This is a genomic window from Paenibacillus sp. LHD-38, from assembly GCF_031157315.1.
Classification (GTDB): Bacteria; Bacillota; Bacilli; order Paenibacillales; family Paenibacillaceae; genus Pristimantibacillus.
The window spans coordinates 39,641-53,140 of sequence record NZ_JAVIFU010000016.1 but is presented as its reverse complement, the minus strand read 5'-3'; the positions used below and the strand labels follow the sequence as shown (position 1 = coordinate 53,140).

8 protein-coding genes are annotated in these 13,500 nt (G+C 47.9%); 2 read left to right on the top strand and 6 right to left on the bottom strand.

All coding sequences use genetic code 11. The features are described 5' to 3' along the window. Positions 1–92: 92 nt before the first annotated feature. The 5 genes from RCO25_RS15380 to RCO25_RS15360 all read right to left on the bottom strand — a co-directional run bounded on the left by RCO25_RS15380 (position 93) and on the right by RCO25_RS15360 (position 8,385). Positions 93–1,751 (bottom strand): type 2 periplasmic-binding domain-containing protein, encoded by a 1,659-nt coding sequence (locus tag RCO25_RS15380; protein ID WP_308997123.1) that lies wholly within the window; start codon positions 1,749–1,751, stop codon positions 93–95. A 188-nt stretch (positions 1,752–1,939) separates the two neighbouring features. Continuing rightward, the gene (locus RCO25_RS15375) at positions 1,940–3,718 is read right to left on the bottom strand and encodes a sensor histidine kinase (protein ID WP_308997022.1); all 1,779 of its coding nucleotides are present in this window, start codon (positions 3,716–3,718) and stop codon (positions 1,940–1,942) included. Positions 3,719–3,762: 44 nt separating this feature from the next. Further along, a complete protein-coding gene (locus RCO25_RS15370) occupies positions 3,763–5,340 on the bottom strand; it encodes a response regulator (RefSeq protein WP_308997021.1) in 1,578 nt (525 codons plus the stop codon). 22 nt (positions 5,341–5,362) lie between these two features. Further along, a complete protein-coding gene (locus RCO25_RS15365; RefSeq protein WP_308997020.1) occupies positions 5,363–6,157 on the bottom strand; it encodes a Nif3-like dinuclear metal center hexameric protein in 795 nt (264 codons plus the stop codon). Between the two features lie 254 nt (positions 6,158–6,411). After that, positions 6,412–8,385, bottom strand: a complete 1,974-nt coding sequence (locus RCO25_RS15360) for a glycoside hydrolase family 127 protein (RefSeq protein WP_308997019.1) — start codon at positions 8,383–8,385, stop codon at positions 6,412–6,414. A gap of 136 nt (positions 8,386–8,521) precedes the next feature. Here RCO25_RS15360 and RCO25_RS15355 point away from each other — a divergent pair, with 136 nt between their 5' ends. Further along, a complete protein-coding gene (locus tag RCO25_RS15355) occupies positions 8,522–9,394 on the top strand; it encodes a helix-turn-helix transcriptional regulator (protein ID WP_308997018.1) in 873 nt (290 codons plus the stop codon). A 764-nt stretch (positions 9,395–10,158) separates the two neighbouring features. On the opposite strand, the gene RCO25_RS15350 is transcribed toward RCO25_RS15355, so the two are convergent. Beyond that, a complete protein-coding gene (locus RCO25_RS15350) occupies positions 10,159–12,291 on the bottom strand; it encodes a glycoside hydrolase family 52 protein (protein WP_308997017.1) in 2,133 nt (710 codons plus the stop codon). A gap of 161 nt (positions 12,292–12,452) precedes the next feature. Here RCO25_RS15350 and RCO25_RS15345 point away from each other — a divergent pair, with 161 nt between their 5' ends. Beyond that, on the top strand, positions 12,453–13,352 hold the full coding sequence (locus RCO25_RS15345; RefSeq protein ID WP_308997016.1) for a helix-turn-helix domain-containing protein: 900 nt from the start codon (positions 12,453–12,455) through the stop codon (positions 13,350–13,352). Positions 13,353–13,500 lie beyond the last annotated feature (148 nt).

The window sequence follows — 13,500 nt, the reverse complement described above, 5'->3', positions numbered from 1 at the left end:
ATCTCTCCTTCCGGACTGAATCAGGCATATAAAGTAGAAAGGCCGGACAATTGCATGTGCAAGCCGGCCTCTCACCGCTAATTCGTTAACTGTTATTTTGATGCTTCGATCAGTTTCTTGACTTCATCTGTTGTCCATTTCTCGTAGGCTGCTGTATCGAGCTTGCCGAAAGCTTCCGTATACTCTGTCCACACCTTATCGAAATCGGCCGGCTTCGCAAGGACAAGCTTAGGGAAGTACTTCTTCGTGATTTCGTCTTTTTTCGTTTCCCATATTTGCTGTTCCGAGCCTTGCTCCTTAGGAATGCCCCATGCAGGGTACCAAGGGCGGGCGTCCGGTTTAGCGAACATTTCGGAATAGGTTTTTACGCCGTATTTTTCAAGAATCGCTTTATCCGCATCCGTCAGGCTCATTTGGAACACTTCCGGCTGATTTCCTGGAGCAACCGCATTGCCGTCAGGCAGGGAAGAGTTGTTTCCGTAAAGCGGCCAGTTCCATGAGTAGTATTTGAAGCCGAATTTTTCATTAAAGGTTTCATCGATTTTTAAGATTTGTTCAGCCGTACGGTACATCCGGCCTTTGTCGTCCACTTCGTAGGTTTCGCCTTTAATGCCCCATTTTTGAAGAATTTGATTCTCGTCCGTCAACAGATTATCCAAGTATTGAATAATGCGAACCGGGTCTTTTGCGCTTACCGTAATGCCCATACCGCGGTTTTTTACGAAGCCTGGAGGATCCAAATATTGATCCTTTTGACCATCGAAGGTTACCGGCAGCGGGAAATAAACAAAGTCATCCATTGCCGGGTCCTGCTTGGCGGCATCTTTAAGCGCATTTTGCGCGTTCCCGAACTGCCAGCCGTAATCGAAGAATCCGACTACTTTGTGAGACGTGAGTTTCGCCAAATATTGATCATAGTTGTCTACGAAGGATGCTTTATCAAACAAGCCTTCCGCGTTGATCTCGTTTAATTTTTTCAGCCAGCGTTTTGTATTGTCATCCGCTGCGTATGTTTTTGCTTCAAAAGTCGTCATGTCGACGATGACATTACCATCGTTCGGATAACCAGCCAAATGGTTTGGAGGGTTAGAAGTTGCGAAGAATCTCCAGTCATGCGTCAAGGAAACGATACCGGTTAAATCCTCGTCTTTATGTTTTTCTACGAAATTTTTAACCAAGTCCATATAGGCGTCAAGCGTTGTGATTTTCGGATATCCTGCTTCCTTCAACACGCGGCGCTGTACCCAGAAAGCTCCTTGTCCGATATTCGGATCCGGGATGTATTCGCCAACCGTGTTCGAGAACGGCAGGAAGTAAATTTTGCCGTCTGCGGCTTTCATTTGATTGAAATAAGGACCGTATACGCGTTTAATGTTCGGACCGTATTGTTCGATTAGATCATCAAGCGCAATGAACGCGCCCGCATCTAGAATCTTGTCGATTGCGGCATCCGGAATCATAACATCAGGATAAGCGTTCGATGCAATCATCGTTCCAATCTTCGTATTAAGATCGCCAACTAAGTGCTCAATCTTAAAGTTAACGCCGGTTTGATCTTCAAGTATTTTACCGATCGTCGTTTCATTGGTATTCGTATCTTTAGCTGCCGCTACGCCGTTGAAATAAGAAAAAGTCACTTTTGGGGCCGGTTTCTCTCCCTCATCCGCCGTTGCATTCGGACTGTTCGTGCTGTCTGAGGGCTTGTTTGTTCCGCCATTGTTGTTATTCGAGCACGCTACAGTAAAAATCATGAAAGCAGCCAAACAAACTAATAATAATTTCTTTGTCACTTTTTCGAGCCCCTTTCCATACTTTTTGTTTTTTTGTTTTTGTAAGCACTTTCAGTATAAAAAAATTCAGAACCTTTGTTTACCCGGCAAACTATAGTTCTTGCTTTAAAAAGCATATAACCTTCAGCCGGTTTGAGTTGCGACCTAACCTATTCAACGGGTACTCTAACCCGAATAAACGTTCCTTCCCCAGGCATACTCTCGATTAAAAGCTGAAAACGGCCGCCGTAGATCAGCTTCAAGCGATAAATGACATTTTGAACGCCGATCCTTTCTCCGATCTCTTCCTCGCTCTCCAAATAACCGTAAAACTGCTTCACTTTCTCTTCGTCCATTCCAATGCCATTGTCTCGGATGGAAAAGATCAGCTCATCTTCCTCCCGTTCGACCCTCACTTCAATTTTGCCTCCGTTCCTAAGCGGCTCAATGCCGTGAATGCTGGCATTTTCCACAAACGGAAGGAACATCATTTTTGGCATCATGCACTGTTTGGCCGAGGGATCAATGTGAATATGGTATTCCATCCGGTCCTCAAATCGATATTTTTGGATTTCCAAGAAGCAAACAATAAACTCCACTTCCTCGCTGACCATCACTCGGTCCTTGCCCCAAGTAAGCGAGTTTCTGAATATTTTCGCCATATTCTGAATAATTTTTGCCGTCTCTGTCTCATCCTTTATCAGACTGCGCATTCGAATCGTTTCCAGCGCATTAAATAAAAAATGAGGATTAATTTGGCTTTGCAGCGCATTAAGCTGAGCCTTTCTTCGTTCCAGCTCTAAGGATTTCGTCTGAATGTCCGCGATATAGACATCGTCAATCAAGCTTTTCACCTGTACCGTCATCCGATTGAATTCGCTCGTCAATTGACCGATTTCATCCGAATATTCTTCCTGTTTAATCGTATCGAAATGCTGGTTTTTCACTTTTTTCATATGTTTAAGAATTTCAACCAGCCGTACATTCAATGAACGCGTAATCCATAAAATAATCAATGTCGGAATGAAAATATTCAAGCAGGCCAATACGAAGACAAATTCACGCGATTGACGCACTTCCTTCAATACCTCTTCCTCCGAAATCGAAGCAATAATGCGCCAGTTGTCCATATAGCTGACATAGTTGTATTCAGCCTGGAAAGCGATGGCATCCGATGGAAATTCCAGCGAATCATAGCGTATGGAATCTTTTCGCCAGTCCACCGCAGGGTCAGTTGTAAACTCGATTTCTCCTTTGTCATTGACTAAGTAAATACTGCCTTGTAAATTCTGATTCCGGAAAATTTGTTCAATCGTGCTTGTTTTCAAATCAATTTTCAAAAACTTCTTCCACTGTTTTTTTGATTCATAATAATTCATTTCACGTATAATGCTGAAGGTATTTCGGGAAACATTCTCTTCGCTCTTCAAATACAAGTCTTCCTGCTGCGTGCGGATAAAGATCGGGTAAGTATTGTGCTTCTCCTGCAGCAGACGATACCAATCGGTTTGCTTGATTTCATCCGAAAGAAAACCGATGCCGCCGGAATGCAGCATCGTTGGGTTTTCAACATAAATTTTAATATTTTGAATGGAGGTATATACGGGGGTGTAGCTGTTTAAAATTCTTCGGAAATAGGTATCATAAGCCTCAATATATTCAGCTGGCTCTTGATAGTCGGTTTCTAATATTTGATTTAGATTATAGTCCGTATAAAATACGGACGAGATCGTCACGGCATCCTCGACCTCGGACCGGAATTCATTGTTTATCTGATCGACGGCGCGTGAAAAATCCTTCATCCGCTGGTTTTTCACATTCACTGTCGTCACATTATAGAAAATGACATTCGTCAATACGATGGGGAGGAATACCGAAAAAATATAAAGGACCAGCATCTTATTCCGCAGTCGGACATTGTTGAGATTCAGGTGCAGCTTCACGCGCATAATCCCCTTTATTTGTGTTTAGTCATATCATTTGGCGTACAAGCTTACTGCAGCTGATTGCGGTATTCGGTCGGTGTCATATGCTCAATCTTCTCAAATTGGGTAACAAAATAATCGGCGTTGCTGAACCCGACCTTCTCCGCAATCTCATATATCCGCATCGCGCAGGATTGCCGCAGCAGCTTTTTGGCTTCGTTCACCCTAAGCTGCAGCAGAAACTCATTGAAATAAACGCCGTACGTCTTCTTGAATAATTGGCCCAAATAGACAGGATTCACATAAAATTGCGCCGCGATGCTTTTTAGGCTCATATTTTGCGAATAATTCATCTCGATATAGCTCTTGATTTTCTGTATGCCGCCCTTCTGCTGTTCTTTTCTTAGCTCAGCGACAAGCTGCCCGCTCTCATCAATAAATGCGGAGAACATGTTTTTCAATTCGCCCAGCGATAAGTTCATGTCCTGCCAATTTAGCAGCGGTTTAAGTGTAGATAAGGATTGCTCGTCCCCCTCCATGCTGCGAATTGTCTTCATAATTCCCATCACGCATTGCTGAATGTTCATCTTGATCGCCTCCGGGGCATAACGTTTCTCGCGAAAATCATGAAACCACAGCTCGACTGTCGCTTTCACCGCCTCTAGCTTTAGCTCTTCGAAATGCTCCATAAACTGATTAAACTGAGCCGGCTCGAATCCGATGTAATTCAACTGCTCCGATTGTATTTGGTCATACATAACGATTCGGTCGTCAATTGTATATTTGTATAATAGGGCTTCCTTTGCCGCCTTATACGAATCTCGAATATCCGCTAGACCATAAACCGAAGAACCGGCATATAGAAACACGCCTTTCCCAAAATGGATATCCAGCGCCGCTCTAAACTTGGTCAAGAAGCGGTCAAGCTCCCCGTTGAAGGGCGCAAGCAGAAAGCCGGGCAGCAAAATGCCGATGCGGTTGCGATGCTCATACATGCTGACCGGTTGGTCGGATGCCGAAAGCCGCTTAAGCTCCTGCTGAACCAGCTCCATGAAACGGGCGTTCGTTATTGGCCCGGCGGAAGGCTCCCACTTATGGTTGTCATTTAGCTCAGCGAACAAATAGATTAAGCGGTCGTTCTTCTTCAGATGCATGCGATACTCCCACCCTGTAATGGAAGCCTCGTTTGCTTCCCCAAGAATGAGTGATTTAATCATCTCGCCGCCCATCAGCCTCGCCTTCTTTACTTGCTCCTCAAGCTCCGCATTTAGCTTTTCGTTCAGTTTCTTCAAAATGCTGGAAAATTCAATTTCATCAATCGGCTTCACTACAAAGTCGTGAACGCCGTAACGCATCGCCTGCTGGGCATAGTTAAAATCGTTATAGCCGCTTATTATAATGAAAAAAGGCTTCATGATATTTTCCGTCGTGACCCGCCTGATCAGCTCCAATCCATCAATGACAGGCATACGAATATCCGTGATGACAAGCTGAGGCTGAACGCGCTCGATCAGCTCCAACGCATCCTCTCCATTATCCGCTTCCCCTACAATTTCAAAGCCGCAGTCTTCCCAATCGATCAGCTTCATAAGACCTTTGCGTGTAAATAATTCGTCGTCCACCAGAATTGCACGATGTAATTGCATCCTTTTATCCTCCTTATTCGGGTTATACGATACGAAACACAGGATCTACAGGCATATAATGGACGGGAATGCCGGGATACCATTTCCTTAGCCGGTCGGCTAGCAGCTGCATACCCGGCTGCTCACTTTCCAAGTGGCCAAGAACAATGAGTGCATTGTTTTTACCAGCGTGCATGGCATCCCTCACATACTCAGGCGTTTCCCACTCCGGGCCCTCCCCGTAAATAATCAAATCCAGATTATATTTGCTGAACAAAGGAATTGCGTTATGGCCTGCTCCTCTATAGCCTGCAAGCAAGCCAATGCGGGTGCATTCCGTCGATCTATCGCCAACCGCTCGCATGAAGTGGATGCCCAGTCTTTTTTTGATAACGTCAATGATCTGTTCAAGCTTCATCGACGGAATCGTTACGAGCGTTGCTGCAGGTAAATTTTCCGTTACATGCTCCTGCCATCCCAAGGCATGGATGAGTCCTTCCATAATGCCGTCGGGTTGAAAGCGATGCCAATAATCATGGAAACGATAAACGGCCAAACCCGTCCCTTCGATATACCATTTTTTCGCCTCATATACAACATCGTCCGCGTACAAGGCTTGCGTACCGTCATGGTGGCTGTAAAATGTCCCTTCATGCGTTATGACGAGGTTAGCTCCTAGTTGGAAGGACTGTTCGAGCACCTGCTGCGTCGCCATGAACGTAACGGCAATTCCCGTAATCTCCGTCTCGGGTGCTCCAAACGTTAGGGTATCCACAGTATTTGGAATCGGTTCAACGGAGGCTGTCAGCCTGTCTATTATATCCTGTATTGTTATCATCTTTTTTTGTCCACTCCTACAGGTTTGAGATGAAAGTAAGCTTAGCTTCGATATATAAATATTATGTTCAATAAATAAACCGCACAATGTAAAAAGTATAGTGTCAACCCAAAAAACTAAAGGTATTTTTCATGTCCTTTTGACGCTAGACGGCTTGGGAACAAAAAAAGCGACCGCTCCGGAAAGATTCCGGTAAGCGATCGCCGCATAAGCTTTATTATTTTAGCTTCAAACCTGCAGGAAGTGCAAGTATTCTACAAGCGTTCTTTCACCCAGACGGCCATTTCGCCTTTGCCGCGGTTCGCCCATGCGTAATACGGAATAAAAGTAAGGCTCGCCGGCTCAAGCGCAGCGCCTGCGTCCGAGCGGTAAAGCTGAGTGCCCCATTGCTCGAACTGCAGCTTCAGTCCTTCCGCTTTAATCACCTGGATGCCGTCTAGCAACTCCTCTTTGTAAGAGGCTTCAAGCTCGGCGTCCTGCGGCAGCAGCAGCTGCTGAAGCTGCTCTCCGTTGTCGGCTTCCTCTAGGCAATACACGAGGGGGCCGCGCTGCAATGCAACTTTACCTGCGTTTTGCTTAACGAGAGGATGGCTTCTTACGCGTAAAATAGGCATTTCAAGCGTGAGCTCGACGATATCGCCTGACAGCCACTGCCGATCGATACGCGCATAGCCATCAACGGTTTTATCCGCAATCGCATAGGCCTCTCCGTTTACGAGAACGGATGCATTCGCGGACCAATCCGGTATGCGAAGCGCCAGCGTGAAGGCTGTCGGCTGATCCAAAGTAACCTCGAAGCGCGCTGATCCCTCCCACGGCATCGACGATTGCTGATTAAGCTTAACCTTTGCAGCTCCCAATGAGAGTTCCATCTCGCCGCCGATATAAAGATGAGAGTAGACAGTGTTCTCCTTTACGGAATATAAGTACTCGCCTAGCGATGCCAGTAACCGCGCAATATTCGGCGGGCAGCAAGCGCAGCCGAACCATTCTTGGCGGACCGGCTTAACATGGTTGTAGTTTTTATTTTTCCCTTCGCATACATCCGGCGTTACTTCCAGCGGATTAACATAGAAGAAATGTCTGCCGTCTCGCGACATCCCCGCAAGCACAGTATTATACAAAGCGCGTTCCATTACGTCGGCATATTTGCCGTTCGGCTCCAGCTGCAGCATTCTGTGCGCGAAGAAAATGAGGCCGATCGATGCACAGGTTTCCGAATATACCGTATCATTCGGCAAATCGTAATCAAAAGAAAATGCCTCGCCCTGCGCCATCGAGCCGATGCCGCCCGTGATGTACATTTGCTTGGAAGCAATGTTGTCCCAAAGCTTGCGGCAAGCGTTCATCAAGGATTCGTCGCCCGTTTCCCGCGCAACGTCTGCCATGCCGGCAAGCATGTAAACTACGCGTACCGCGTGGCCAGCGGCCGCTTCCTGCTCGCGTACAGGCACATGCGCTTGAAAATATTCCGGGTCAATATGAATCTTATTGTTGCTCCAATGCGTCGTTCTTCCTCTGCGGTCAGCTTCTGCTTCGAAAAAGCTAGGCTGCTGTCCGCGCTTGTCGATAAAGTAGCTGCTTAGCTCCAAATATTTGCGTTCGCCTGTGGTTTCGTACAGCTTTACAAGCGCAAGCTCCACCTCCTGGTGACCGTCATAACCAGCGATTTGGCCCGGACCGTCACCGAATACTACGGCGATATCATCCGCAATCCGGCATACGATATCAAGAAGATTACGTTTACCCGTCGCACGATAATAAGCAACGCCTGCTTCAATCATATGTCCCGCCGAATACAGCTCATGGCATTCCGTTAAATTCGTCCACTTTTTATCCGGTTCCTTAATCGTAAAGAATGTGTTCAAATATCCGCATGGCTGCTGCGCCTTGCCGATAATCTCGATCATCTCGTCAGCAACCTGCTCGAGAGCAGCGTCAGGCTTTGTTTCAAGCAGGTAAGCTACCGCCTCTAACCATTTGGCTACGTCGGTATCTTGGAACACATAGCCGTAAAACTCGCCTTCTTCAAGCCCTGCCGCAATTTTAAAGTTGCTTACCGCGCCGCTTCGCTCCGCACCCTCAACCCGGTCGTTTATCGCATCCCACTGGTAAGGAACAACAACATCCCTCACCAAATTAATATAATAATTCCAGAAATCATCTGTAATATGAACTTTCTTTAATGATACCGGCTTCGCATGATCCTTGCTTACTGCTTGTCCCATTCGTATCGCACCTCTCCAGCATTTATTCAATTTCATACTGCTGATTCCTATTTTATGCGTTAGAATAGAACATAAATACAAACACAAATAACCTATTTCTTATAAAATATCACACAAGCTCGGAGAGTGGATCAAGATGACAGAAGCATCGGAGCATATCTATTTCGCGGCGCCTCCGCTTCCTTACTATCTCGAAAGCGGCGTTACGGTCCATAAACGCGGAGACCAGCACCCAAGCCGCAAGCATCTTGGGGTATTCGATCTGATTATCGTGGAAAACGGCTGCCTATTTATTGGAGAGGAAGAGCGAAATTGGGATTTGACGGCAGGTCAAACCCTGCTTTTGCTGCCTGACCGTCCCCATTATTCCGTCAAGCCCTCCGAGGAGAAAACGATTTTCTATTGGGTTCATTTTCTCGCGGTAGGCGAATGGCAGCAATCGGAGCTCGAGCATGCCAGCATCAGCCATGATCAGCATTACAATCGGTTTCTAACGTCGCCTTATTCCCTTCATCTCCAAAAAGCTTGGTCGCTTCCATACCCCGAGCAGGCTTACCGGCTCATGCGAACGCTGAACAAAGCGGGCGGGGAGCGTCAATCAAGCGCCTTCTGGACGCAGCAGCAGACCTTCGAGGAGCTGCTGCGCATGATGGATTTACGTCAAAATGACAGCTATACGAGCCCTTCCGTCACATTGGCCGAAAAAGCGGAGGCCTATATCAAGAACAATTACCGTACGGAAATAACGAGCCAGACGATGGCAGACGCGCTTAATTTCCATTACAACTACATCACCCGCTGCATGAAACAGGTATACGGCATGACGCCGATTGACTATCTATCCAAGTACCGTCTTGAGCAGGCGAAGCTGCTTCTGCTTAAGACGGAATGGCCCGTAGCCCAAATCGCCCTGCATGTCGGCTTCGAAAACGTCCCTTACTTCTCCAACTGCTTCACGCGGCAGATCGGAATGCCGCCGACTAAGTTTCGCAAGCAGTATACGACTTGATGCTTTCGCGGCGATCGTGCAAGGTTCCGTCACGAACGGTCCTTTGGTAGACCTCAGTCTATTATCCAGCAGCACGCTGTTATGGACCTCTCAGCTGCGGAACCCCAGCCCGATCGGGAGGCGAGCTAATACCGAATGCTGACGCAATCGGCCTACCGGTGGTGAGCCGGGCCAATCAAGCTGCCTATTCAACCCATTGCTTCCTCCCCTCGCTCATCTACAACATGAATCTAGCTGCAGTGTAGTTACTGCAACTGAACCACTCATGTTTCGGTAGCTCCATCTCTACATTGCAGTTACTACAGCAGATTATCTTGTTTCCGGCCATTCTCGCCTGACGGAGGCCGTTTCTGCTGTATTTTCTACAGCGCAGCCTGCAAAATAAGTGCGATCCCAGCTTTCTGCTGCACAAAGTACACGATTATCGCTTCAAGGTCATTCATTTGCGGAATAGTGGAATAACCTGCACAACATTGCCGGCAAGCGGGCGGGTCATGGCGGGTATTCTGTTTGACACGATTATCGCTTGCTAAAAAGTATCGATATGATTAATCAGCTAAGCCACGGCAACTTTGTCGGTCCAATCGTCACAAGCGTAAACGGCTGTCGCCGTCCTCTGTGGCAAAAGCTGACGTTTCGCGGTGATATATAAGCACATTTATAAGTGAAAACTTATAAATTCTTATATATTGAAAAAACAGGGCATCTCCTCAGCCGAATAAATAAGCCGAGAGGATGCCCTGTAAAATGAATGGAACAGCCGTTTATTGATGCGGCTTCACTTTATTAGCCCCTTCCTCGAGCCACAAAATCGAGGTTACGCCGCGCGGATAATATTTGCTGCCGGTAATGCGGCCGGAAATAATTTGGTCGCTCCAGCTCCAAATCGACAGCTCGGGATGCGTCAGCCATTTTACATGAGCCTCGTCCGCTTGCTGTCCGCTCTCCTCCCATGCGATGCCGAGCAGCTCGCGGGCAACGAACTGGCACAAGTAGATCTTGCTGAGCCAGCTGTTATTGCTCGTGGAGGACAGCTTCCAGCCTCCATCCTCAAACAAGCAAATGCCTGGACGCAGGACATACTGCAAATGCGTGTTTAAAGCCTCCAAGTATGCGCCAAAACGTCCTCCCGGCTCAAGCGCGGCAAGGTTCCCCGTCACGTAAGGGAAAATAAGTCCTTCGATTGCCGGAATGATTTTGGAATCGTTATTTTCACCAATGACAGCAGGAATATAGCCTTCGCTTGTAACATGGCTGACAATCGTGGCTGCACATTTGTCCGCTTGCTTCCCTGCGGTCTCTGCGAGCGAAGCCCGTTCGTTATCCTGGAATAAACGTTCCATTGCCACGTAGGCCGCCCAGTTTTTCCCTGCTAAATAAATGTTGTTCCGTGATTGCCCTAGAGATACGTCCAAGCTGTCGTAGGTTGTAATCTCCGCTCCGCCCATCGTCCGCGAGCTGTCGAGACCCATGATGCCGTTACGGCTGTCCGGGTCGGAATCATCCCGGTTGAGCATGCTGCTTAAGCATTTCTCGAATATGCCCAGGTTCGCGTCAAGCCACTCGCGGTCTGCCGTTTTCTCGTAATAAGCAGCGCCGCAAAGCACCCAGTTCGTCAGCTGCTCATGCGTCATATGGGAGAAGCAGCCGTCAAGGCCGTACAACTCATAGGAAGAGTAACCCGGACGGGATACCGCATTCGCAACGCCCATGTCATGCGTAAAGCTGATGCCGCCTGGATATACCTCATCACTGCCCGGCTTGCGAATCGTATCCTCATAGCTGTACCGTTCCACAAACATGTCCAGCTCGTTTTTGACCGTCCATGGATTCATTTTGAGCTCATAGAACAGCTGGTCAACGGTCAAATCGAACGTATTCATCATGCGGTATTCGCCCTCATTGACGATCCAGAACGGCTTCCCTTCGTAATCAAGAAGCTGCGTGGATCCGTAATAGCTGCGAATGGAGTGGATAAGCATAAACTTTTGGTCATCGGAGAGGTTGTCCTGCTCTGCCAACGCGCCAGCTTGAACAGTCTCCTCAGTCAGCCTGTCAAAATGGGTCAACGCATAATCAGCGACTGCCTCGACATTCGGAAAGTACCGCGTATAGAAGTAGGAAGCGTCGATCCCTGTCGTTACATACCCGGCTCTGTAGAAGCAAATGGCGAATCGGTAAGTCTTAATCTCACCAGGTTCCGTATCCAAGATAAGCGAGCAAACGGCCCCGAGGCCGAAGGTCCAGTTTTCTTTTAACGAAGCGCCCAATATATCCTCTAACGTAAAATGCTGCGCGGATTCAGCCGTATTATCATCCGTTACGATAGCAAGCTGGCGTCCCTGCCCAATACCCGGTCGGTCGCAGGTATCCTCCATACGCCGCATCGCTTGGTAGGGATCACTTCCTTGAAAACCGAAGAACGCCCTGCGTTTGCGATCAGAACGCGAATTATCTACGGTCAGCTCCGCGAATACGGCAGGCAGGAGCGTGTCTTTAAGCTCCCGCTCTGAGGCGGTTGCCAGGTCCGGAACCGATCTTACCTGCGAATAAATGCGGAATGACAAATCGCCAGACTTCCATGTATCCGTCGTTAACTGAAAATCACGCTGAATGTCCTGCTGCGGCAGCGGGTGAAGCAGCTTCGGCTTGTTCGGATTTGGATCGGGATTCTCGATATCGTAGCGTTTACTCTCATCTTCTTCCTGTATATCATGGAATGGCAGCGTGTCATAGCCGGTTCCGTCCATTCGTTCCAGACCAATATATATATTCTCCTTCGGCGGCTTAGCCAGTTCGATATCAAAGCCTCCCGAAGCACCGGGAAATCCTAGCGTAAAGCTTGAAAAAGCACCGATCGGGGAATGATGCGCGTTAAAAAATTGATTTCTAGCCAAAGCAGATTCATCTCCTTTATAGGTTGTATCTCTTACCATCTTACGGTTGTTTCACCCGTGCTAACAGGGTCATAACAGACCTTTATTTGTACAAAACGACACCAAGCCGTTGGCTTACGATATGCTATACAGTACTCATCCTATTAAGTGAGGAATAAACGATGAGAAACCCTCTTCCCTTCGGCCGGGAAAACAGCATTCATGAGCTAATGACGCCCGATTTGCAGTTTGCCTTTCAAATTGTTGCGGCGCATAAGCGTACCGTTAACGGGCAGTGGAGCTACCCCGAGCATCACCACACCATGTTTGAGCTCAACATGGTCTTGGACGGAGAACAGACCATGTTTGCGGGGAGCTCATCCTTTTTGCAGCATGCAGGAGATATCTTGTTCATTCCGCCCAGCGTCAAGCATAGAAGCGAAGGTTCTGCCGGCAAAGAGGCGATGACTTACTTCTGTCTTCATTTCGATATCGATGATTTGACACTCCGCAGAAGCTTGATGAGCATGCAGACAACGCTGCTTCCGACCGGAAATCCCTCGTCCGCCGGCATCAGAAACACGCTGGAGCGGTTAATACACTCGCTGCAATATGCCCAAACAGGGCTGCAGAGGGACAAGCTGGCATTCCTCAGCGATACCTTCCTCATGTTGTCGGCCTTAACGAATTGGACGGTCGATGAGGGATCCGGCGAACTGCAAGGGAAAGAAGCTTCCGAGAATGAAGTGTCACTCGCCGTAACGATAGAACGCGAGCTGCGGAGCGCCTCCGTTTCCGAACACCTGCCTGAAGAACGAATCGGGATCGAAAAAATGGCCGCACGCCTGGGCTATAGCCCAGCTTATTGCAAACGGGTATTCCAGCGTGTCTATGGCATGTCCCCTCGTCAATATTTAACGGGACTGATTATCCGCCAAGCGAAGCTGCTGCTGATCAATTCAGAGCTTACCGTCGAGGATATCGCCTATCAGCTCGGTTATCATGATGTATCGCAATTCAGCAAGCAATTCAAACGATGGATGAATCTGTCTCCGACAGCCTTCCGTAAGCTGACGAAATAACCCCGACTCACGGGGCGTAAAGGCAGATGCCTTCCACTGCGACAAAAACAGTTGGAAGATCAGCAAAACATTTAAATTCTTACCAAATAAACAAGGGACGCCAGCCGAAGCTTGCGTCCCTTGTTTCCGTTAACTTTGAAGCTCGAAA

Coding starts and splice junctions, on each gene's coding strand:
- RCO25_RS15355 (WP_308997018.1), top strand. CDS start 8,522: ATGACAGAAGCATCGGAGCATATCTATTTCGCGGCGCCTCCGCTTCCT.
- RCO25_RS15365 (WP_308997020.1), bottom strand. CDS start 6,157: ATGATAACAATACAGGATATAATAGACAGGCTGACAGCCTCCGTTGAA.
- RCO25_RS15345 (WP_308997016.1), top strand. CDS start 12,453: ATGAGAAACCCTCTTCCCTTCGGCCGGGAAAACAGCATTCATGAGCTA.
- RCO25_RS15380 (WP_308997123.1), bottom strand. CDS start 1,751: ATGATTTTTACTGTAGCGTGCTCGAATAACAACAATGGCGGAACAAAC.
- RCO25_RS15375 (WP_308997022.1), bottom strand. CDS start 3,718: ATGCGCGTGAAGCTGCACCTGAATCTCAACAATGTCCGACTGCGGAAT.
- RCO25_RS15360 (WP_308997019.1), bottom strand. CDS start 8,385: ATGGGACAAGCAGTAAGCAAGGATCATGCGAAGCCGGTATCATTAAAG.
- RCO25_RS15370 (WP_308997021.1), bottom strand. CDS start 5,340: ATGCAATTACATCGTGCAATTCTGGTGGACGACGAATTATTTACACGC.